The sequence below is a fragment of the Candidatus Chloroploca asiatica genome (genome assembly GCF_002532075.1).
In the GTDB taxonomy this organism is placed as follows: Bacteria; Chloroflexota; Chloroflexia; order Chloroflexales; family Chloroflexaceae; genus Chloroploca; species Chloroploca asiatica.
Genome location: NZ_LYXE01000046.1, coordinates 54,401 through 76,854, shown reverse-complemented (window position 1 = coordinate 76,854; position 22,454 = coordinate 54,401). Strand labels below are relative to the sequence as shown.

General features: G+C 59.2%; 14 protein-coding genes. 10 read left to right on the top strand and 4 right to left on the bottom strand.

The window, feature by feature from the left end; genetic code table 11:
• The first annotated feature begins 55 nt into the window (after positions 1 to 55).
• The 4 genes from A9Q02_RS04315 (at position 56) to A9Q02_RS04300 (ending at position 9,892) form a co-directional block, all read left to right on the top strand.
• Positions 56 to 4,222, top strand: a complete 4,167-nt coding sequence (locus A9Q02_RS04315) for a pre-peptidase C-terminal domain-containing protein (RefSeq protein ID WP_097651128.1) — start codon at positions 56 to 58, stop codon at positions 4,220 to 4,222.
• Between the two features lie 29 nt (positions 4,223 to 4,251).
• Entirely contained in the window at positions 4,252 to 5,781 is a 1,530-nt protein-coding gene (locus tag A9Q02_RS04310; RefSeq protein WP_097651127.1) for an autotransporter outer membrane beta-barrel domain-containing protein, read from the top strand.
• 19 nt (positions 5,782 to 5,800) lie between these two features.
• The gene (locus A9Q02_RS04305) at positions 5,801 to 8,020 is read left to right on the top strand and encodes an IPT/TIG domain-containing protein (RefSeq protein WP_172450619.1); all 2,220 of its coding nucleotides are present in this window, start codon (positions 5,801 to 5,803) and stop codon (positions 8,018 to 8,020) included.
• A 99-nt stretch (positions 8,021 to 8,119) separates the two neighbouring features.
• Positions 8,120 to 9,892: a putative ABC transporter permease subunit gene (locus A9Q02_RS04300; protein WP_172450617.1), complete on the top strand. Its 1,773-nt coding sequence runs from the start codon at positions 8,120 to 8,122 to the stop codon at positions 9,890 to 9,892.
• A 77-nt stretch (positions 9,893 to 9,969) separates the two neighbouring features.
• Here the strand turns inward: A9Q02_RS04300 and A9Q02_RS04295 are convergent, their stop codons facing one another.
• Together A9Q02_RS04295 and A9Q02_RS04290 are read right to left on the bottom strand one after the other, a co-directional pair.
• Positions 9,970 to 11,436, bottom strand: coding sequence for a family 10 glycosylhydrolase (locus A9Q02_RS04295; protein WP_097651124.1), 1,467 nt, complete (start codon positions 11,434 to 11,436; stop codon positions 9,970 to 9,972).
• Between the two features lie 69 nt (positions 11,437 to 11,505).
• Entirely contained in the window at positions 11,506 to 14,250 is a 2,745-nt protein-coding gene (locus A9Q02_RS04290) for a phosphoenolpyruvate carboxylase (protein WP_097651123.1), read from the bottom strand.
• 312 nt (positions 14,251 to 14,562) lie between these two features.
• Here A9Q02_RS04290 and A9Q02_RS04285 point away from each other — a divergent pair, with 312 nt between their 5' ends.
• The 4 genes from A9Q02_RS04285 (at position 14,563) to A9Q02_RS04270 (ending at position 19,194) form a co-directional block, all read left to right on the top strand.
• Entirely contained in the window at positions 14,563 to 15,012 is a 450-nt protein-coding gene (locus tag A9Q02_RS04285; protein WP_097651122.1) for an AAC(3)-I family aminoglycoside N-acetyltransferase, read from the top strand.
• A 102-nt stretch (positions 15,013 to 15,114) separates the two neighbouring features.
• Positions 15,115 to 16,086, top strand: coding sequence for an Rpn family recombination-promoting nuclease/putative transposase (locus A9Q02_RS04280; protein ID WP_097651121.1), 972 nt, complete (start codon positions 15,115 to 15,117; stop codon positions 16,084 to 16,086).
• Positions 16,087 to 16,230: 144 nt separating this feature from the next.
• Positions 16,231 to 18,390 (top strand): hypothetical protein, encoded by a 2,160-nt coding sequence (locus A9Q02_RS04275; protein WP_097651120.1) that lies wholly within the window; start codon positions 16,231 to 16,233, stop codon positions 18,388 to 18,390.
• A 90-nt stretch (positions 18,391 to 18,480) separates the two neighbouring features.
• A complete protein-coding gene (locus tag A9Q02_RS04270; RefSeq protein WP_216361439.1) occupies positions 18,481 to 19,194 on the top strand; it encodes a hypothetical protein in 714 nt (237 codons plus the stop codon).
• Between the two features lie 46 nt (positions 19,195 to 19,240).
• Here the strand turns inward: A9Q02_RS04270 and A9Q02_RS04265 are convergent, their stop codons facing one another.
• Positions 19,241 to 19,792: a hypothetical protein gene (locus A9Q02_RS04265; protein ID WP_097651119.1), complete on the bottom strand. Its 552-nt coding sequence runs from the start codon at positions 19,790 to 19,792 to the stop codon at positions 19,241 to 19,243.
• Between the two features lie 211 nt (positions 19,793 to 20,003).
• Here A9Q02_RS04265 and A9Q02_RS04260 point away from each other — a divergent pair, with 211 nt between their 5' ends.
• Positions 20,004 to 20,741: a M50 family metallopeptidase gene (locus A9Q02_RS04260; protein ID WP_097651118.1), complete on the top strand. Its 738-nt coding sequence runs from the start codon at positions 20,004 to 20,006 to the stop codon at positions 20,739 to 20,741.
• Positions 20,742 to 20,779: 38 nt separating this feature from the next.
• A complete protein-coding gene (locus A9Q02_RS04255) occupies positions 20,780 to 21,532 on the top strand; it encodes an SURF1 family protein (RefSeq protein WP_097651117.1) in 753 nt (250 codons plus the stop codon).
• Positions 21,533 to 21,678: 146 nt separating this feature from the next.
• Here the strand turns inward: A9Q02_RS04255 and A9Q02_RS04250 are convergent, their stop codons facing one another.
• Positions 21,679 to 22,446, bottom strand: coding sequence for an inositol monophosphatase family protein (locus tag A9Q02_RS04250; RefSeq protein ID WP_097651138.1), 768 nt, complete (start codon positions 22,444 to 22,446; stop codon positions 21,679 to 21,681).
• Positions 22,447 to 22,454 lie beyond the last annotated feature (8 nt).

Here is a 22,454-nt window from a genome sequence, read left to right as displayed (position 1 = left end):
TCGACCAGCAAAGCACCAAGAAACCCCGCCAGCCTAGCGCAGGAGAAAAAAGATCATGACAAGAGTTGCCTCGTATGCGCTTGGGATGACGATGGTGGGCCTGATTGCTTTGCTGGCAAGTCTGGGTACGTCGCTCGGGGCGGCACCGAGTCGTAGCGGGACTCAACCAACAGACCATGCCTTCGCCATGGCCTCCGGCATACGAGCGCCCCTTTCTCCTGCCACCATCGGAACGCCCATCGCTGCATCGCGTGGGGTGGCGAATACGACGTTGCCGGATCTGGTGATTACGGCGATTAATCTGACGCCGCCTGAACCTGGGGTGGGTGGCACTGCTGATATCGAAGTCGTCGTCAAAAATCAGGGTACCGCCGCAACGTCGGGCCGGTTCAATATCTATCTCTATGTTGAACCGACCGATGAACCGCCAAATGAGCAGACTGAGTATACGACGTTTGCCGGCTATGCGCTGATGTTGCCCCCCGGGGGGACGTTTAGCTTTACCCGGTTTAACCAGCAATTTACCCGCACGCCGCCGACGGTCTATGCCTGGGTTGATCCGCCATGGGAAAATTTCATTGCCGAGTTAGACGAAGAAAATAATCTCTTTCCGCGTGTGCCGAGCGGAGTTGATGCCTTTGAAGATGACGATACGTGTGTTCAGGCCAAGCCTATTCCAACGGATGGAACGCCGCAGAGTCGCAATTTCTTTCCAAATCCGGGGCGCGAACGTGATGTCGATTGGGTGACCTTCAATGCAGTCGGCGGGGTCACCTATGCGGTCGAAGCGAGTCCAACCGGGGTTGATGCTGATCCAATTATTGAACTCTACAGTACCTGCACAGGAGCGCCGAGTTTTAGTAACAAAGTCATTACCGAATTCACTGCCCCTGCCGATGGCCCGATCTTTCTACGGATTTTCAATAACAAGACTGACGCTGGACCTGATCATACCTACACGCTTCAGGTAACCAACGATAGCGCCTGCCCGAGTTATTTCGAGCCAAATAATAGTGCCGCTACCGCTGGCGATTTGCCGCTTGAGACCGTGCAAACCCACAGCTTTTGCAAGCCTGCCGATCATGACTGGGTACGTCTGGCGGTCGAGGCAGGGGCAAATTATCGTGTCGTGGCGACGAATGTCGGGCCACGGGCAAACGCAACCCTTGAGCTCTATCGTACACTCGACGCCCCAACCAGTGCGGCAAGTGGGGCCACCATCGAGTTTATTGCGGCAGAGACCGGCCATGTCTATCTCAAAGCGGCCCAGGTTGAGCCTGAGGTTGCCGGCAGTGGCACCGAATATACTCTACGCGCCGAGCGTCTAAGTGTCTCGGGGTGTACGCCGGATAGCTTTGAAGATGACGATACGCTTGAACAAGCAGGTTCAATTGCGGCTGATGGAACGACCCAGACGCGCAATTTTTGCCCTGAAGGCGACGTTGATTGGGTCAGTTTTACGGCCAATGCCGGAACGACCTATACCATCGAGACGCTGAATCTGGGTGAAGCAGCTGATACCGTGATGTGTCTGCATACCAGCACCGGTGAACAGATCGCCTGTGATGATGATGGCGGTACCGGCAAAGCCTCGCGCCTGAGCTTTGAACCGCCGGTCAATGGCAGCTATCTGTTGCAGATCAAGGATTTCTCGCCAACCGTTGCTGGCGATCTGACGAGCTATGATCTCAAGGTATCCCAACGCATCTGCCAGCCCGATGCCTTTGAGGATGATAATAGCCGTAATAGTGCGCGAGTCGTTGTCGTTGGAAGTGCTGCAACAAACCGCAACTTCTGTCCGGCAGGTGACGAAGACTGGATCGCCTTTGTCGCCGAAGCGGGCAAAAATTATCTGGTGGATGCCATCGCGCTCGGCGCCGAAGCCGATACGGTCGTTGAGTTGTACGATGCCAACCAGGTCTTGCTTGCACTCAATGACGATTTTACCCCTGGTACCAGTTCGCAGGTGAGCCTGACCGAGGCTCGTGCCGGTACCTATTTTGTGCGCGTTCGCCAGTATAATCCGAGCTACCAGGGCATCGGCACCGAATATTCGCTGCGTGTCCGCGAAGGGACAGCGACACCGCCGCCGACGCCTTCCCCTGGCCCAACCCAGGGTACCACCCCGTCTCCAGGACAGACCGAGGTACGGACGTTGATTCTCTTCAATCAGACGCGCTTTGGCCAGATTTATAGTGTCGCCGAGGCCACTGAGGTTTTGACGCGCCTTCAGGCATTGGCGCAGCATCCGCAGGTGAGCGGGGAGATTGTCTTGCTTGACGCTAATGCCCAGGTTCAGGCTGCCTATGCAGCCTGGACTGCCGATCTTGGCAATGTCGAAAAGGCCAATCAGGTGACAGCCGCGATTCGTACAGTTGTGCTCACCTATCAGCAGCAGCGAAGTGGGCTTGAATATCTGGTGCTGGTCGGCGATGATCGGGCGCTTCCGATGCGCCGGATCTTCGATACGACCCCGCGTTCGCCCGAACGAACCTATGCGCATGTCAGTACGAACCATCCTGCTGGGGTTGCGATCAAAGACAACCACTATTTCACTGATGACTATTTCTCGGATCGCGAGCCAGCCGAGGCCAATGGGCGCGAGCTCTTTATCCCCGATCTTGCGACGGGTCGCCTGATCGAAACGCCCACCGAGATCCTTGCGCAGCTTGACGCCTTCCTCGAACGCCAGCGCACCACGGTGAGCAATACCTTGATCACCGGCTACGACTTTGTGCAGGATCTTGCGTCAGCCGATTGTGACGACTGGCGGGCCGATCTGGGCATTCCCCGCATTGATTGCACGCTGATCGGCGATGCCTGGACGGGCGATCAACTACGTGCGTTGCAACCACGCACCACTTCGCCGTTTAATATCCAAATCTTCAATGGTCACGGAACGCACTATGCCCACGGGGTACCAGTAGGCAATGCGTTGCGCGCCATTGATATCGCCGAGGGTACCGCCGATTTACGCGGGGGCCTGATCTATTCGCCGGCCTGCCATGCCGGGCTCAATCTGCCCCCTGTGAATGAAACGAACCCGCTTGATCTCCCGCAGGCGTTTGTTGGCCGCGGGGCCAACTATATCGGCAATACCGGCTATGGTTGGGGGATGCGCAGTGCCATCGGCCTCTCAGAACGCATGATCCGGCTCTATACGCAAGAATTGCTCAAAGGGACGCGGGCGAGCATGGGCAAGGCGCTCGCGACGGCAAAAAGCCTCTATTTTCAGCAGGGCCAATCTTTCTCTAGTTATGACGAGAAGGTAATGCAGCAACTCGTTTTTTATGGCTTGCCGATGTATGAACTCGAGACTGGCGCCGTCCTCTCTGGCCCGGGCAATGAGTTCCCTGGAGTCGGCTTTACCCCCATCTTGCCGGGTGGCGGCGCTGCCCTGGTGAGCAATGGTTCAGTCTTGACCGGCTCGGTGACGATTGACTTTCGCAATGCCGAGAATCTTGCGCTGTCCGAGACCGATGATGGCGGTTACTATGCGTTGAATGGTTCGGTGCAGACGGTGCCGGGATTGCCGGTGCAGCCGTTGCACTTTGGCAATGTGACCGCCCCCAATCTGGAGGCGCGTGGTGTATTGTTGCTCGAGGCAACCTATCAGGAAGCCGAGCCGTTCGATCCGCTCATTGCCGCCCCCTTTAACGAATACCAACCCGATGATGAACCTGGCGAACTTGCCCAGGCCCGCGGGCTTTTGCCGCTTGTCCCAGTCTCAATCCAGCGCCATAATGAGACGTCGAGCCTGGTGACGCAACTTGGTCAGTATGATGCGGATCTGGGGGCCTTGCGCCTGCTCAATGAGGTCAACGCCGAAATCTACTACAGTCTTTCGGACGAACAGTTTTCACGCGAAACGACCGTCATTGATGGTATTACCCGTGTTGGCACTACTCAGGTCGAGATCAAAGTCGGTACCGTTGAGGTTGCCGGGATCGAGCGAGTCGTGCTGTCCTATATTCAAGACATCAACCAGACCGCACGCCAACTGCAATCAATGGATCTCGCCTATGATCCACGCTCACAAAAATGGGTTGGCTCGTTCACTGGTGATACGAACTCACGTTATCTTGTTCAGATTGTTGACAAGGCCGGCAAAATCACCGTTGCCGCCAACAAAGGCCAGTATTACACTCCGGGCCTCGTGACTGCCGCACCGGAGACGCCGTGTACGGGCCATTGTGTGTTTCTCCCGCTGGTAAGTCGTTGACATAAGCTTTGTGACAAAGGGTGACTGTTATGCGTACGTTATTCACGGCCGTGCTTGTCTTTATCGTCGTCGTGCTCGTTGCGACTACGCGCTATCCAGCCGAAGCGCAGGGAACCTTGAGCGCCAGTACGAGCTTCAACTACCAGGGTGTGCTGACGACTGACGGAGCACCGGCCAGCGGAAGCTTCGATCTGCGCTTCATTCTCTACACTGCCGCCACCGGTGGTTCGCAGGTTGGTGCGAGTCTGTTGCGCGAGGATGTCACGGTCAACCGTGGGCTCTTTGTGGTAGCCCTTGATTTCGGAGATATCTTTGATGGCGACGCACGGTTTCTCGAAATTGCGGTGCGTCAGGGTGGTTCTACCGGTGAGTTCACGATTCTTTCGCCTCGCCAGGAGCTTACCAGCGTGCCGATGGCGATCTTTAGCCAGAATAGTGTGAACAGTCAGAATAGTGTGAACAGCCAGAATAGTGTGAACAGCCAGAATAGCGTCAACAGCGAGAATAGTGTTACGAGCGAAAGCACGAATGCCCTGCGCGAGCAACCCATTGCTGAGACTGCCCCAACCAGCGGCCAGGTCTTGAAGTGGAACGGGACAGCCTGGACACCAGCGGCTGACAATGATACGACCTACAGTGCTGGTTCAGGGTTGTCGCGTTCAGGCACAACCTTTAGCGTCAACTTTAGTGCCAACGGCAGCTCGAGCTTGGTAGCGCGCTCAGATCACAACCATCTTGGCACGACGTGGCGCGGGGATGTCGGCTACACGGCGCTATGGGTCGAAAATCAGTCTACTGTGTCTGGTGCTTCGGGGGTGGTCGGCATCAGTGTCGCGGCGAATGGCTTGAGTGGGCGGAGCACATCGGGCAACGGGGTCAATGCGGTCAGCACGTCGGGGAACGGGGTCAATGCGAGCAGTTCCACAGGTACCGGGGTACGGGGTGTCAGTGGGGCTGACAATAGTGTCGGCGTCTGGGGCCGCAATGCTTCAGGGGGATGGGGTGGCTATTTCGAGGGTCGTGTCACCGTCGCGGGCACCTTGAGCAAATCGGGCGGCTCATTCTTGATTGATCATCCGCTTGACCCGGCCAATCGTTATTTGAGCCATTCGTTTGTCGAGTCGCCCGATATGATGAATGTCTACAATGGCAATGTCGTGCTTGATGCTAACGGACGCGCCGAGGTGATCCTGCCCGACTATTTCGAGGCGCTCAATATCGAGTATCGCTATCAGTTGACGCCCATTGGCGGCGCAGGCCCCAATCTGCATATCGCCGAAGAGATCGTAGACAATCGCTTTGCGATTGCCGGGGGCTCAGCGGGGCTCAAGGTCTCGTGGCAAGTGACGGGGATTCGCAATGACCCGTGGGCGCGTGACAACCGGATCATTGTTGAGCAGGAAAAAATTCCTGCCGAGCAGGGTACCTTCCTCTATCCAGGGGCGGATCCTGATGCTCCGCTGCGCCCGCAAACAACGCCTGCCGAGTCAGTGCCAATGGTGCCGGCCTCATCTGGGGCGACGGTAGATGTTCCTGCACCTGCTGATGCGACCCGCTAGCGATGGAAAGGCCAGCCTTATGCAACGCACATCGCTTTTCGGGGTGATTCTTGGTGGGTTGTTCCTCGTACTGACGATCACGATCGTGGCGGCCCAGGCCGGCTTTGGCCTGCCGTGGGCGGCGATCAGTGGTGGTGGTGGCACGAGTAGCAGCGGCTCGTTTGCGGTTCAGGGCTCGCTTGCGCACGACAGCGGTCCACCCTTGAGTGGTGGCATCTATACGCTGAACGGCGGATTCTGGAGCGGCCTCAATGACGAGGCCCCAACGTTGAGTGCCGTCGAACCAGCGTCAGCGCGTAGTGTGGTGCCGGTTGCGCTGGTGCTGACGGGCAACTATTTTCAAGTTGGGGCGACCGTGATGCTCGGCACGACGGCGCTGGAAAATGTGACGACCATCAGCGCCTCGCGCATCGAAGCGGTGATCCCCGCCGGGGTTACCGCCGGGGTCTACGCGATTGTGGTGCGCAACCCCGACGGGCAGAGTATCACCCTTGATGACGCCTTTACCGTCGAATTGCCCAACCTGCGCATTCTGCAAGTCCAACCAGATCAGGGCATCAATCAGCAAGCCGTCGAAATTGTCATTGCCGGTGAGGACTTCTCGCCAGCGGCTGAGGTTCGGCTTGGTGAAACCACGCTGACCGTCATTCACGATAGCACGACCCGCATGCGCGCAACCGTGCCAGCTGGCCTGAGCCCGCAGGCCTATCCGTTGACGGTCATCACGCCCGGTGTGGCTCAGGCAACCCTTGAGAATGCCTACACCGTTGTCGTGCAGGCTGCAGCGGGGTCCGACAATTTTGAGCCCGACAACACCTGTGCGACCGCACGAACGATTAGTGTCGACGGCGTCGCCCAGGCGCGCACGTTTCATCGTGCCGAGGATGTCGACTGGGTCGCCTTCAGTGCCGAAGCAGGACGGCGCTATCTGCTGGTAGCTCGCCCACCCGCAGGTTCCGCCGCCAGTCTCGCGGTCGAACTCTATGATCAGTGCGCGAGTGACCCAACAGGCGGACAGAATAACACCTTTAGCAACGGCGTCAGCATCTCGTTTGATGCTCCCGCCACAGGCACGATCTATCTGAAGGTGATCAACCGTGATCCGAGCATCTTCGGACCAGAGGTCACGTACGATCTCTCAGTGCGCGATCTAACGACAGTCACCACGGCGGAGGCGCGGGGCGCAGTGATCATTGTCGCCGGCAAGTTGCGCGATAATGACGATGTGCAACAGCAGATCCATGGGGTCGCCCGCAATGCGTATCAACTCTTCCGCAGCAGTGGGTATGACGACGATCACATCCAGGTACTGGCGACCGATCCAACCCTGGATGGGTACGATGCCCCAGCCACGCTGACCAACCTACGCAACGCGATCACCATCTGGGCGCGTGAACGGGTCGTCTCGAGTAGTCCCCTAACTATCTACATGGTTGGGCATGGCGACGAAAATCGTTTCTATCTTGACGAAACCGCCGGGCAGCAGCGGCTCGAACCCGAGCAACTCAACGAGTGGCTGAATCAACTCGAAACCGCCCGCCCCGGGCTCAAGGTCAATCTGATCATCGAAGCCTGTTTCGCCGGCAGCTTCATCCTCGATCCGGGTAGCCTCAGCAAAGTCGGACGGGTCGTCATCGCCTCATCGCCTGCCGACAATGTCGCCTATGCCTCCCCCGAGGGCGCCTATTTCTCGGATACATTCCTTGCCTCACTCGCCTCGTACAGTCTCTACGAGAGCTTCCTTGACGGCAAAGCGATTGCCCGGGCGACCTATCCCGACCAGATCGCCTGGCTGGACGATAATGGCAATGGCGTGCCAAACGAAGCCGCCGACGGGCAAGAAGCGCAGCAGCGCAGTTTTGCGCTTGCAACCCTGAGCGACGATCTCAACTTCCGCCCGCTCATTGTCGAGGCGACCTTTGTCCGCACCGAGGGCAGCAGTGGCACCATCAGTGCGGTGGTCCGCGACGATCATGGCGTCGAAGAGGTCTTTGCCCAGATCTTCCCGCCCTCGTACCAACCACCCGATCCGCAATCAGGGTTGGTCACCGTCGCCGTACCCTTTGTCACCCTGACCTCGCTGGGCAATGATCGGTACAGTGTGACCTACGACGGCTTCACCGAAGAAGGTGACTATCGCATTGTCATCCAGGCCCGCGACAATGACGGTTTCAATGCCTTGCCCGCTATTGCCACCACAGGCGGGCATCGGGTCTATTTGCCATTGACGCGCAGGTAGGGGCATGGCACCGCCATGACCCAACGGAAGAATTGGTATAATAGAGCCATGACGGTCGCACCCCTTACGGGGTATGGAAAAGGTGGTAGGCGCGTGCTCGTGGCTCTGCCACGAGCACGCACCTACCACCTTCACAATGATATGCTCTATGCGATTGGCGTGCTTGTTCGGGCACGTTTGCAGATCACACGCAATAATCTCATCCGAAGCTCGCTCGGCAACAAAATTGGCCTAGCCTTCCTCTTGGGGTTGGGCAGCTTGGCGATGCTGGGGCTCTATAGTTTCACCCGTTTTACGGTGAGCCTTTTACGCGATCCTGAGTTCGAGGCGCTTTTGCGTGAGGCCGCCGAGACGACCTCCGGGTTGCCCACGGCGATTGCGCCGTTGCTGACGGCTGTGCCGAGCATGATTATGCTCCTGGCGCTGACCCTGCTGATCTTTTCCAGTTTTACGAGTCTGCTCAATTCCCTCTATCTGGCGGGTGATCTTGATATGCTGCTGGTCGCGCCGGTGCCGATGCGGGCGGTCTTTGTGGTGAAGTTTTTCGGCGGTTTGCTCACGCAGTATCTCATCCTCTTTGTCATGCTCGCTCCTGTCCTCGTTGGCTATGGGCATGGGATGGCCTACGGGTTCTTCTATCTCGTCAGTGTCCTGGTAGCCTTGCTCGTGGTGCCCTTTTTGCCTGCGGGTCTGGGGGCTTTACTAGTGATGGCGGTGGTTCGCATCATCCCCGCCCGTCGCGCCCGTGAGTTGGTGAGCATTCTGGGCGGTCTCATCGGGGTGACGTTCTTTCTCTTGTCCCAGTTCAGTCGCCAATTCATCGCTTCAGTTGCTGGCCCAGACACGCTTGCCCTGCTGTTGCTCCTTGATCTGCCGCTGTTGCCCTCGACCTGGGCAGGCCGTGCGCTCGTGGCGTCCGGCGAAGGTCAGTGGCTGACCCTGCTCGGCTATGGTTCGCTCTTTTTGGGCATGTCACTGGCTATTTTTGCTGCCTGTCTCGTGCTGGCCGAACGACTCTACTATGATGGCTGGAGCAACCTTGCCAATCAGGGGGGCAAGGTACGGGTGCGCAAGGCGAACGAGCGGAACGCCTGGCTGCCAGGCAGCACCCTGGTCTCGTGGCTCCTCCCGCTTGAAGCCCGGGCGCTGCTCGCCAAAGATCTGCGGCTCTTTTTTCGCGATTTGCGCAATCTACAGGCGCTCATCTTTCCGCTTGCACTCGCCGGGATCTGGACGTTTCAGGCGCTGACTACGCCAAATACGATTGAGTCCCCCGCCGTCGCGTGGGCGCTCCCGTTTGTGCAACTGCTCAGCGCTGGCATTGCCTTTTTTATCTGTCTCAGCATTTCGAGTGTGCTGGCTGGCACCGGAATTAGCCGCGAAGGCAAGGCCTTCTGGCTCCTCAAACTTGCCCCAATCAGCGCCAGCAGGCTCTTGCTTGGCAAGATGACCCTGGCCTTCCTGCCCTTTCCCGTGATCGGGACGGCCTTTCTGCTGATTCTTGCGCTGGTCGGTCATCAATCGCCTGGCATTTTCGTCCAGCAGTGGGCCCTCTTAATGCTCGTCGGACTCGGGTGCGCCGCCTTTGGCATCGGCCTCGGCGCAGCGTTCCCCCGGCTCGATTGGGAAAATCCGCAGCAACAGGCGACCTGGCAAAGCGGGTGCCTCAGCACGATCTTCTACCCGCTCTACCTCGGCTTGATGCTGCTGCTCATCGCAGGCAGCGGGTCACTCGGTGTCGTGCTTGGCGGCGGCGTCGCCGGCTTTGGTATCCAACTCGCTGGCTGGTCGGTTGCCGCGATCGTTACGCTGGGCGTGATCTGGAGTGGTATGAAGATCGGGGTCAAAGGGTTAGAACGGATCGAGTTGTAAGGTAGTATTCGTTCGATGAAATTGCAAGGCCCGCACCACTGGCAAGCCAGGCTTGCCAGTGGTGCGGGCCTTGCAATTTAGAGACTCGTCACCAATCCAGGTCGTACGACAACATTATGCCAGGTATGCTGGCGCTCCTGGTGCGTTACGACGACCGTGTAGCTGCCTGGGGGGAGTTCGACGGCCCCAAACCAGCCATCGGCGCTGGCGGTAAGATCGCGCAGCCAGGCGCCCTCGTGGATGAGCGTCACCCGCGCATCGGGCGTGAGCACGCCGTCAATGGCGGCCATGCCTTGCAGGTGGCCGGCAGTCGGGGCGACGATCCAGGGCCAGTCGGGGGCGCGGGCGGGTTGGGCAAAGACGGTTGCCCGTAGTTGATCCATAAAAGCCCGGCGCGACGCGTCATTGCTGCCGGCAAAAGCCCCTGCATACGAAAAGAAGGCAACCCCCGAGAGCACGCGTCCCTGCTCATCAGGCGTCAAGGCACGGGCAACCTGGCTGATATTTTGCTCGGGCGTATTGAGCCACGAGCCGATCCCGGCGACAATCGTGCGCCGTCCGGTATTGGCCCGATCAAAGGCCAGCCAGCCATCGTACCACTCGCGTGAACGTGGCACACCTTCGGCAAAATAGTGCATCGGGATCGCCACATCAATAATGCCCTCGGCCAACCAGGCGGGCCAATCTTGAAAAACGGTGCTATAGGCCGACGAGCGCCCCCAGTTGCCGTCGTTGCCCAGGCTGCCCCAGGTAATCGCTGCCGCACTCACCTCGATCGAAGGCTTGATCGCCTTCGATCGAATGTAGAGCCGCCGCGCCAATTCGGTGACACGATCACGGCGCCACTGACTCCACGCCGGATCACCTGGCGCAGGGCGGCTGTTGAGCGGGCGACCCGTCGCCCGGTTGAAGCGCTCGACGCTCACCTGATTGTAGCCGTAGCTTTGCCCCCCAAAGCGAATATAGTCCCAGTGGATGCCATCGAGCGCTGGATACGCCCGCAACAGATGCTCGACCACCCGCTCGGTATGGATAATCGCCTCGGGATGCCCAAAATCAAAATCGCCAACCTGCTGCCCCGCATACGTCGCCGTCGTCCAGCGGGCCGTGCCCTGCGCCCGTGGACCGTGGGCGGTACAGACATGATCCGGGTGCCCCCAGAGCCGATCCGAGGTACGGCAGACAACCGAAACGACCAACCAAGCATGAACCCGCAACCCCTCCTCGTGGGCGCGGGCCAGCAAATAGCCGAGCGGATCAAACTCGGCGGCAGGAGCAAGGCGCGGATCGGCAGCCCGCGGCTCGATCGCATTGTTATACCAGGCGTCCCCGTGGCGACGCACCTGAACAATGATCGTATTCGCCCCGGCCCGCTTCACATTTGCTACCAACTCATCGACCTGCGGATGATTATGGAAACCGGGATTGAGACTATCAACCCAGAAGGCCCGCATCTGCTGCACCGGCGCTTGTGCCTGCACCGCCGGGGCGGGCAACGCCGTGAGCAGCAGCACGAGCACGAGCAACGAAAGAATGAATCGCATACGATAACCCTTTGCGCCTTTGCGCCTTTGCGTCAAATCATCACCAAATGTAGTTGACAGACCACGTGCCTACCCAGTTGAACCAAGGCCATCCGCGATGGCGTTGACCGTCAGCAACAGCCGGCTGAGCAAGGTGGCAGCGCCTTCAGTGCCTGCGGCCCGCTTGCTGCGCCACTCACCGAGCAAAGCGACTTGCTGTCGGTGCAACAGGCGTAGCCCCGGCGTACGAACCTGGATCATGGCATGGACGTTAGGCCGTCGCTCGTCCAGTGGTGCGCCATAGATCTCTTCCAGGAGCGTGGTGGTGCGCTCGTACTCGGTCAAAATGATCTTCCCCAATCGTTCGCGTAGTGCGTGCTCTTCGACAAGATCGCTGTACCAGCCCATCACTTCGGTATCGGCGGTAGCGACGCTGGTAGCTGCGTTGCTAAGGATGTAGTGCAGGGGTGCCCAGGTGATCAAGTGTTCGCTCAGCGCCGCAAAAGCTGCTTGATCTTCACCCTTCAGCCGTTCGAGGGCGCTTCCAACCCCATACCACCCAGGCAGAAAAAAGCGCGCCTGGCTCCAACTAAAGACCCACGGGATAGCGCGCAAGTCAGCCAAGGTAGCCTGACCGGAACGACGGGCCGGGCGCGAGCCAATCCGGCTCTCTTCCAGCACATCTACGGGCGTAGCCTGACGATAAAAGCGCAGGAACCCGTCACTGCTCAGAAGCGTCGTGTAGGCCTCACGGCTCCAGGCGGCAAGGCGATCCATCGCCGGTTCGAGTGGATGTGCCGTCGCAAGGCCAAGCCGCTCACGCATCGTGGAGCGGACAACACCCGCCTGGAACAATTCAAGGTTATAGCTTGCCGTGACGGGGTTGGCATATTTCTGCGCAATCGTCTCACCCTGTTCGGTAATGCGCACATCGCCGCCAACTGATCCCGCGGGCAGCGCCTTGAGGAAGCGGTGTGTCGGCCCGGCGCCTCGACTGATGGTGCCACCGCGCCCGTGGAAAAAGCGAATCCGGACGCCCCGCGCCTGGCCGACGGCGGCGAGCGCGGCCTGCGCACGATAGAGCGCCCACAAGCTTGCGATAAGGCCCCCATCTTTGTTACTGTCACTATAGCCAATCATCACCTGCTGGATCAGATCCGCCGCGCCTGTCTGGCGTCGTTGCTCTTCCAGACTGCGTCGGGTCATTGGATGATCCAGAAAGGCCGCAAGAATGCTCGGGCTGCGCTCGAGATCCTCAATGGTCTCGAAGAGGGGCACCACCGGCAGGGGGCAGGCCAGGCCATCTGGTGTGACCATGAGCAGGCCGGTCTCACGCGCAAAGAGATAGACCGTAAGCAAGTCAGCGATATTGCGGGTCATGCTAACGATAAGCCCACCCAGACCCGCCGAGCCATAGGTGTGCAACGCAATCCGGATCGCCCGATAACTGCTAAGGATCATATCGGCTTCGGTGCCGACGCCCGCTCGCGCACGGGTAAAGGGCCGTGGCGAGACGAGTTCGTGGGTCAGCAGATCCATCCGGCGTGCGAAATCCCAGGTTGTCACATCATGATCAGCAAAACCGGCGGCAGCGAGCAATTGACTAAGCGCACGGTCGTGAACCGCGCTATTCTGACGCATGTCAAGCCGCGCCAGATGAAAGCCAAAGGTATGGACACTACGGATGAGCGGGGTCACCAGATGCGTCACGAGGCTCCCTGCCCCGATCATCTCCAGGGACTGCGCGAGGATCTGCAGGTCACGCACCAGTTCCTCGGATCGCTGATAGGCGTGCATCGCCGCAGGAGCATCAGGGAGGCGTGCAAGCATCAGATTGATCCACTGGCGCCACGGCTCATTTGGATTACGGGCGAGCGCGTGCGCCCCTCGTTCGCCCAATTGGGAAGCAACGGTCGTCATCTGATCGAGCAAGGGCTGCGGCGCAGCCTGCAACTGATCGGACAGACTCAAGTAGCTCGCCAGTTCGCTCAACTGGTCATAGAGCAGACCAAGCGCCTGGCGGCGAAGTTCCGCAAGCGTTTCGGTTGTCACCTCGGCAGTCACCAGCGGATGCCCATCACGGTCGCCACCGACCCAGGTACCGAACTGGAGCGACGGAAGGGCCTCGGGAGACTGGAGCAGCGTCGGATTGAAACCAGCTGCTTGCCAAGCCTGGCGCACCCGTGCATCGAGCATAGGAAGGACGGAGGGAAAAACCGTCCGCAGATAATGAATAATATTGCGTCGCTCTGAGGCCACATCCGGCTTATCGAGAAAGATCTCACCGGTACGCCAAAGCGCAATCAAACGAGTCACCGCCTCGTCACGGATCGCCTGCTGCTCATAGGGGGTCCAGTGCGGATTAGCGCGCTTAAGCAAGAGCAGATAGAGGGCACGATGATGTTCAAGCACAGAAGCGCGCTTGGCCTCAGTCGGATGCGCCGTCAGCACAATTTCAACGCGCATCATGGGCAGCGCAGCGGCCAGCGCTGCCTCATCGAGGCCGTGGGCCTGTAACTGCGCCAACGCCTCCCCCCAGAGCGCAGGCACCGCTGGCAGACCAGCGCGGGTCTCGGTAGTACGGCGATAGTGCACAGCGGCGCGTTGCTCAACCATACTCAACAACTGAAACGCGATCGAAAGCGCCTGCACCAACCGTTCGGGCGGCAGATCGGCGCGAGGAGGATCAGCCTGTGGAGGTGTAATCCAGGGCAACACCCTAGCCAGATCCGGCTCACCAGAGTCAAGCAACGCCTCGCGCAGACAATCCATCAAAAAAGTAAGCTCGTCCGCAAACGTAGCTGGATCAACGGTCGACAAATTCACCAGGGTCATAGGCACATCCTCTCAATCGGGCAAACCGAGCGCAAAGGTAATCTCTCACGCTATGATGCCACATTCTGGTGGTTCATGCCAGGGGCATTTGCCTGGTGGGAGTGGCACTTCTTTTTTCGTACAACCATGCTATACTACTTCCACGCTTCACCAGTAAGGATGCGCCATGCATCGGATCATTCAACATCCTCACGATACCCTGTTTCGAGCGGTATTTGCCGACCTTGTCGAGGCGCAGCGCTTGCTTGAGCCGCCTCTGCCGCCGCCGACGGTTGACCCGTGTTGACGCAACGAGCGCAAGGATAAGATGCGATGAACATACATCACCTCACTGCGGAGGATCTCCCGCTGATGGATGGTCTGCTCACCATGTTTGGTGAGGCGTTCGATGATCTGGCAACCTATACCGCGAACCGTCCCGATGCAGTCTATCTGCAACGGTTGCTCAGCGACGACACGTTTATCGCCCTGGCTGCGGTGAAGAACGCGGCGGTGATCGGCGGGCTTGTCGCGTACGAATTGCGCAAGTTCGAGCAAGCGCGGAGCGAACTCTACATCTATGATCTCGCGGTTGCCGCTGCACATCGACGCGAAGGCGTTGCAACCGCCTTGATCCGCGCCTTGCAAGCGATCGCCGCAACGCGTGGCATCACCGTCATCTTCGTCCAGGCCAACACCACCCCCGATGACGAAGCGGCGCTTGCGCTCTATAGCAAACTCGGCACGCGGGAGGATGTCGTGCATTTTGATCTGGGGGTTTGACGCAGCGGCTCTGTGAGCTAAGCCCAGCGCCTCGTTCCACTACGCGCAACTACCGCACAACCATGCTATACTACCTCCACGACTCGCGAACGAGGACGCGCCATGCACCGGATCATTCAACATCCCCACGATACCCTGTTTCGCACCGTGTTTCGCGATCTTGGCGAGGCGCAGCGCTTGCTCGAGGCACATCTGCCGCCGACATTGGCTCAGGCGCTGGATTGGGCCACCCTGCGCTTGGAAGAGACGAGCTTTGTCGATCCGGCGTTGCAGGAGAGCGAGTCGGATCTGCTCTATACGGTACAGGTGCAAGCAACGGCAGAGCCATTGCATCTCTATCTCTTATTCGAGCATCAATCGACACCAGATCGCTGGATGCGCTTGCGCTTGCTGAACTACATGGGGCGGATCTGGGACGAATCGTTCAAGGCTGAGCCGAAACAACAGCAGTTACGCCCCATTATCCCGGTGGTCTTCTATCAAGGGCGCAGTGCCTGGACGTATTCGACCGACCTGGCGGATCTCTTTCCAACGGTGCCAGGGTGGGACGAGACGCTGACGCCGCACGTGCGCCACCTTCTGATTGACCAGTCGGGGATGCCGCCGACGGCGGTGGTGGGCGGGCTGAAGGGGCAGATTGCGCAACTCCTGCTCATGGCAGCGATGAGGGCGCAGGCCCAGGCGGTGCTGGCTCAGGCGGTGCCCTTGCTCGCCGAACTGGTGGCCGTAGGAGGCACCGACGCGCACAGTACCTTTTTTCTGTACCTCTTTGCGACCCAAGAGCGGGCGCTGGTGCTGGAGGTGCTGGAGGCGGTGGAAGAGCATCAGATGCAGGTAGGAGGTGATCTTGTGACCTATGCGGAAGAATTGATCGAGGAAGGCTTGCAAAAGGGCTTGCAAGAAGGCCGACAGGAGGGCAAGCTTGAGGTGATCGCGCAATTGTTAGCCGCAGGTACCCCGTGGCAGATCATCACCCAAGCAACGGGTATCACCCCGGAAACCTTTGCGGCCTTGAAGGCGGAAGTGAGCCGTCGCACAACGAATGACCCGACGGCGGGATCGGAGCAGGGGTGAGCTAAACCCGTGGGTGTGCTGGCAAAAACGGCCAGCATACCCACGGTTCTTGCCCTCGCCCCTCATCCCCACCCTCACCCCAAGGCAATGGTATACTCTAGCAGGTGCGTTGCCGAAGCGGGTGGTTGTTGATGAGGGTGGTACATGTTTCGTTTGCAGCCCGGTCAGTTTGAGGTGTCGCCGTCCCGGGATGCGGCGGTGGCCCGGCGGGTGCGCTGGGTGTTGCTCGGTAGCACGCTGGTGCTGGTCTTGTTGACGCTCTTTCTGGCGATCCGTTTTCTGGTGGTGCGGGCACAGTTGAGTGCCACTGCGCTTGAGACGGCACGCGCTGAGGCGCAGGCGGCGACGGCGACGATTGATGCGGCGCTGCTGGATGCGCAGGCGCTTGCGATCGCGCTTGGCGATGATCTTGCGTCGGGGGCGCTTGCCTATGCCGAGGTGCCTGAACGTCTCCAGGCTCTCCTCGCTGCTGAGCCCGAGCTTGATGGGGTTGCAGTGACCTGTGAGCCCTTTGCGTGCGATCCGGCCCTCCGTTTGACCCAGGTCTATGCGTTTCGCGATGCGAATCAGGGCATTGGTCTGCTCGAGGGCGCGACCTATGATTATACGCTGCCACCACAGGATGAGCCCGGTGCGCCGGCGACGGGTTGGTACTATTATCCGATCCGTGAGGGTGCGCAGTGGAGTGAGCCGTTTCTGGCAACGGGCGCGGCCAAGGTGTTGATTGAGTATGGGATGCCTTTTGCCCGGCTTGACCCCGCTGATGCTGCGCCCGCCGGGTTGGTGACGGTTGATTTTTCGACCCGGGGTATGCGCCAGTTGATGGCGCGTCTTGAGCTCGGGGGCCGTGGGTATGGGTTTATTTTGTCGGCTGACGGGATGTTTTTGAGCCATCCTGATGTGCGGTTTGTGGCCCGCCGTTCGATTTTTGACCCGACGAGTGGCTATGATGCAACGGTGCAGGCTGCGGTTCGCCGTGCGCTCGCCGGTGAGGTGGTTGAGCTCCAGCAACCTGATGCGATTACCGGGCACCAGGCCTGGTTTTTTCTGGTGCCACTCGAGGCAAATGGCGGAGTGGTCGGGGTGGTGATCGATGCCGCGGATATGGCCCCCCCCGCCGAGGCGACCCTCCGCAATCTTGTGGCGCTTGGGCTGACCTCGGGTGGTCTCATCGTGCTGCTGACCGCACTGGCGGTGCGGGTGGAACATGGCGGGCGGCGTGAACTCTGGCTTGTGGCGCTGGTCTTTACCGGGGTTTGTGTCGGGTTGATTGGGTTGACATGGTGGCTCAGTGCGCTGACACGTGACCAGGCGAGCCTTGCGCTGACAAGCCGTGCGACGGTTGAGCGGATCGTTGAGCGCTACCGCGAGGAACTGAATGGCGACCAGCAGCCGTTTGTGGTGCCGACGGGGATTGAGTTGACTGCATTGCAGTTTCCGACGCCGACGACGGTGACGCTGAATGCGATCATCTGGCAGTGGTATGCCGATACGATCCCTGAAGAGGTTGTACGCGGGTTTGCGTTGTACCAGACGATTGGTGAGTTGCTGCCAATTGAGGAGGCGGCACGGGTGCGCGATGGCGATGGCGAGTTGATCGTCTGGCGGGTTGGCATTGTGCTGCAGCAGCGCTTTGATCCGGTGCGCTTTCCGTTTGATACCCGCAAGGTTGAGGTCTCGTTGCAACCTGCCGAGCTCGATGAGAATGTTATGCTAACGCCTGATCTCGAAGCCTATCCATTGCTCCGGCCCTCGGCTCTGCCAGGGGTCGATGGGGCGATCTGGCTCAACCAGTGGCAGCTCGAAAACAGTTATTTTACGCTGCGTGAGCGGAAAGAAGGTGCGAGCCTGGGCCTCAGTCGGCGGGCTGACCGGCTTGCTCCGCCCGAACTCTTTTTCACGTTGACGATGCAGCGCCAAGTGGTTGGTCCCTTCATTGCCTATTTGCTCCCCGGGATGGTGACGCTGGTGCTCGTGTTTGCCTTTTTGATGTCGGATCGCCAGATCAGTGACCGCCAGGATCTTGTGGCGGCGCTCAGTTATGCGGCGGCCCTCTTCTTCGTTATTGCGATCGCGCATACTGCGTTGCGTGAAAATGTGGCCGCGATTGGCATCACCTATCTCGAACACCTCTATCTGCTGCTCTATCTGATCGTTGTTGCGGTGATCCTCGATGCTTTTTTGCTGGTGCGTGCGCCAAACCTGCCGCTGATCACCTATGGCGATCACCTGTTGCCCAAGTTGCTCTATTGGCCAGTCTGTGCGTTTGCGATGCTTGTTTCGACGCTGGCTGTCTTTGTTTAGGGCGAAGCCCTACGTACGAGTTCTTGTGGCGCGAGAAGCTAGCTTTGCTGGCTTCTTGCGCCACAAGAACCATCTGTATCGAGGAGGGTGATGAAACCTGAGTTGAGGAATAGTGATTGGCTGCTTTTGCGTTCGTACCTTGAGCGGATACCAGCGTATGAGAGTCCGTTGCTGATTTCGTATCTGACGCTGCGCAAGGCAGTGGGGGCGATCGGTGTGTTGCTGCCGTTTATCCTCGCGCTGGGCAATGTGTTTCTGCAGGGGCCTCAGTTGCAGGGGTCGATCAGTGCGTATTACCATACCCCCATGCGTGACGTGTTTGTGGGGAGCCTCTGTGCGATCGCGGTGTTTCTCTGGGCGTACCAGGGCTACGATTGGCGTGACAACGCTGCGGGCAATGTCGCGGGGTTTGCCGCTCTTGGCGTGGCGTTCTTCCCTACCACGCCCGAGGTTGCACCGACGATGACGGAGCAGGTACTCGGGGCGTTGCATCTAGGCGCGGCGGCGATCTTCTTCTTTACGCTGGCCTACTTTTGCCTGGGGCTCTTTCGCCAGACTGGTGCGGGCACACCTACGCAGGAAAAAGAGCGCCGTAACGAGGTCTATACGATCTGTGGCTATCTCATTATTGGTTGCCTTGTCGCGATCGCAGCGGTCAGCTTGCTCCCCGACGAGAGCCCGATCACGCCACTTGCGCCGGTCTTCTGGCTCGAAGCGTTGGCTATTGTGGCCTTCGGGGTTTCGTGGATGATCAAGGGAGAAGCGTTGCTAAAGGACGATCCCTATGCATCGTTGCCTCGTTGACCCACAACATCAAGCGTAACTGGTGTTGTGGGTCAACGAAACGATACTACGCCTCGATGGCTGCCGAAAGAACCCAGCGCCAGCGTTTGGTGTAGTAGACGAGCGCTTGTTGTCCGTCAAGGTTGCCGCGCTTCAGGCGTGTGTAGGTGGCGTGATCGATCGAAAACTCGTGGGCACCGACGTAGAAATAGTAGCTTGGTGTTTTGTGCTGGCGCATGACGAGACGCAGCGGGCCTCGGGTCTCGACAAGGTCGCCGTCGCGAAGCGTGCGCTCGAGTTGCCGTCGATCAAAGAAGATGACCGTCCAGACAAAGCCGTAGAGACAGAGGAAGCCGAAGCTGATCCATCGCCACATCTCGATCAGCGAAAGCCCCTCGGTGAGTGCGGCCAGACCACTGCCAAGGTAGCCGATGATCATAAAAAAGATAAAGAAACCCCGCGAGATGCGGATCGTATCCTGATGTTGCTCGCGCATGCGTCTTTCTTGTCGCTCGGTGATGCGCCCCTGCTGATTGGCCCGTAGATCAGCAGGGGTGAAGTTAAAACCGGCTTGGAGGGCCGCGTTGGCGGCACCAGGATCAGCTACTTCAGCTTGCATTGTCTGGGGAAGTGGTTGGTCAACAAAGTTTCCCGATGATTTGACGCAAAGGTGCAAAGGCGCAAAGGTTGTTGCGACCGCATCAGATGGGCATAGTCTACCTGATGGGCATACCTTTTGGCAAGGGAGAGAGGCTGCAACATCTGTTTGATGCGCGGCGTCTTTGTTATATCATGAAGGTGTGCCTACAGGTTCGCACGAGGAAGATACAATGCAAGCACCTGGTATTCAGCCATCGTCAGTCGCTCGTCCATCGAGCACGATCCCGCTGCTGGCTGCGGTCGGCGCGTTTGCCCTGAGTTGGCTTGGCCCGCTGGCGTTTCCATTTCGGTTGTTGACGACGATTATTCACGAGTTGGGTCACGGGTTGGCTGCGTTGCTCACCGGGGGGGCTTTTGTGCGCTTTGTGGTCTTTCCTGATGGCTCAGGCCTGGCGTATACCGCCGGCGGGATTCCGTGGTTGATCATTCCGGCGGGCTATCTGGGGACAGCCTTTGTTGGGGCAGTGCTGATCATGGTCGGGCGGAGTCCACGGGCAAGCCGGATCGCCCTCGGGATCATTGGCGCGGTGCTTGTCCTGCTGACCCTGCGCTACGCCTTGCCGTCAGTCTTTAGCGTCCATATACTGAGCGGGCTCCTAACATTGGGCGCAGGGCTGGCGTTGGGGGCGGTGCTGCTCTGGGTCGCCTGGAAAGCGACGCTTCCGTGGGCGCTTGGTCTCTTGAACCTGCTCGCCTTCTGGATCGGCCTGAGCGCCCTGAGTGACCTGCGCGTGCTCTTCCAGCTCAGCACCAGCACGGGTATGGGCAGCATGACGGACGCGCATGCGATGGCGCGCATCACCTTTTTGCCCGCCACCTTCTGGGCGATCCTCTGGGTTGTGATCGCGCTGGCAGCCCTGAGCAGCGCTTTCTGGTACACCTGGATCCGCCCCCGGGACCTTCCCTGACGCTGGAATGGTATTCTACTGCGCGGTATACTGTACCTATGCATATACATCCTTTGCTCCGTGGCGCATGGATCCCGAAACATCTCTTTGCGCTCACGATCTTTATCACCCTCGTAAGCCTCGGTATCTGGCAGTTGCTACGCCTCGAGGAACGCCGTAGTGCCAACGCCGAACGCATTGCCTTGCTCGATCAGGCTCCCCTGACCATCACCGGGACGGAACCCGATCTCGCAGCGCTGGTCGGCCACAAAGTACGGGTCACCGGAACCTATCGCAATGAAGAGAGTGTCGTCCTCAGAGGGCGGCGCTCAGATAGTGGGGTTGATGGAGTCCACTTGCTCACCCCATTCCAACTGAGCGGCAGCGAAGCGGCTATTCTTGTTGACCGGGGCTGGCTGCCGAGTAACCAGCGGAGGCCGAGTGACCTGGCGGGCTATGCGGTCGCTCGTGAAGTCACGCTCGAAGGATTCGCCTGGGCACCGCAGGTACGCCCCGACTCGCCGCTCGCCCCACGCGACTTGCCCTTGCCAGGTGAAACACGGATTGAGGCATGGGTACGCGTGGATGTTCCAGGCCTCCAGCAACAGGTCGGGATTCCACTGCTCCCACTCTACATCGAAGTCCTCCCCAATGCTGACGCAGCCTCCCTTCCGCGCCCCCCCGATCCCCGCCAACTCGACGACGGCCCCCACCTCGGCTACGCCCTCCAATGGTTCACCTTCGCCGGGATGATGATCGTCGTCTATACCATCTTGATCCGCCAGGAATTGCAGCGCTACGCTCCAACATAAACGCCTGCGGTCTCTGACACCGTCAGCGTGTGTGCGGGGCAGGGCCGATGAAGCCCGAGACACCCCTTCACCGTGTGTGAGCGGCTGGGCCGATGGAGCCCGACACCGTCACCGTGTGTGAGCGGCTGGGCCGTAGGCCTAGCCGCTCACACATATGCAATACACTCAAGGAGTTTGTCGATCAACTGAGGCGGGGCCATGACAATTGGCTCAGGCAGGCGCTGTTGCACCAAGAGTGCTGGCACATCGACTGGCGCACCACTGAGGCCTGTTACCACCGCACCTGCGGCACGCAGAATCGCAAAACCCGCCGCCAGATCCCAGAGGTTCGCACGCCCGATCAACGCGCCAACCGAGCTCCCACGGGCAACATAACAACAATCAGCAGCGACACTGCTCAATACTCGAGTCTTCCCAGGAAAACAGAGCCGAAATTGGTGATGCACATACGATGAAACGCTCATCCAGTCGTTCGGGTCAATCGAGGTCACCTGACTGACGGTGATCGGCAACTCGTTGCGAAATGCGGGGCCAGTGGCATCAGCCCAATAGCAATCACCAAGGATCGGCAACAAAATGACCCCGAGGTAGGGTTGACCATGGCGCAGCAGTCCGACCGAGACACACCAGGTCGGTAGGCCCGCCACAAACGCCCCCGTGCCATCAATCGGATCAAGGCACCAGACATACTCGCGATCAGTGTCCCCGCTCCCGTGCTCTTCGCCAATAATGCCATGATCAGGATACCGAGCCGTAATGCGCTCACGCAACATATGCTCAATCTCAAGATCCGCCTGGGTCACCAGGCTCAGGTCAGCTTTCCGCTGGGCCTGGACATTATTAAAGTAACTCATCGCAAGGATACCAGCTTCAGCCACCCACTCACGTACTGCATCGATGGCAATCTCACTCACAGTGCGCT

What these genes read in the sequence shown, in the direction of transcription:
- A9Q02_RS04305 (WP_172450619.1), top strand. Translation starts at nt 5,801, where the DNA reads ATGCAACGCACATCGCTTTTCGGGGTGATTCTTGGTGGGTTGTTCCTC.
- A9Q02_RS04275 (WP_097651120.1), top strand. Translation starts at nt 16,231, where the DNA reads ATGTTTCGTTTGCAGCCCGGTCAGTTTGAGGTGTCGCCGTCCCGGGAT.
- A9Q02_RS04310 (WP_097651127.1), top strand. Translation starts at nt 4,252, where the DNA reads ATGCGTACGTTATTCACGGCCGTGCTTGTCTTTATCGTCGTCGTGCTC.
- A9Q02_RS04270 (WP_216361439.1), top strand. Translation starts at nt 18,481, where the DNA reads ATGAAACCTGAGTTGAGGAATAGTGATTGGCTGCTTTTGCGTTCGTAC.
- A9Q02_RS04260 (WP_097651118.1), top strand. Translation starts at nt 20,004, where the DNA reads ATGCAAGCACCTGGTATTCAGCCATCGTCAGTCGCTCGTCCATCGAGC.
- A9Q02_RS04290 (WP_097651123.1), bottom strand. Translation starts at nt 14,250, where the DNA reads ATGACCCTGGTGAATTTGTCGACCGTTGATCCAGCTACGTTTGCGGAC.
- A9Q02_RS04315 (WP_097651128.1), top strand. Translation starts at nt 56, where the DNA reads ATGACAAGAGTTGCCTCGTATGCGCTTGGGATGACGATGGTGGGCCTG.
- A9Q02_RS04285 (WP_097651122.1), top strand. Translation starts at nt 14,563, where the DNA reads ATGAACATACATCACCTCACTGCGGAGGATCTCCCGCTGATGGATGGT.
- A9Q02_RS04295 (WP_097651124.1), bottom strand. Translation starts at nt 11,436, where the DNA reads ATGCGATTCATTCTTTCGTTGCTCGTGCTCGTGCTGCTGCTCACGGCG.
- A9Q02_RS04255 (WP_097651117.1), top strand. Translation starts at nt 20,780, where the DNA reads ATGCATATACATCCTTTGCTCCGTGGCGCATGGATCCCGAAACATCTC.
- A9Q02_RS04265 (WP_097651119.1), bottom strand. Translation starts at nt 19,792, where the DNA reads ATGCAAGCTGAAGTAGCTGATCCTGGTGCCGCCAACGCGGCCCTCCAA.
- A9Q02_RS04280 (WP_097651121.1), top strand. Translation starts at nt 15,115, where the DNA reads ATGCACCGGATCATTCAACATCCCCACGATACCCTGTTTCGCACCGTG.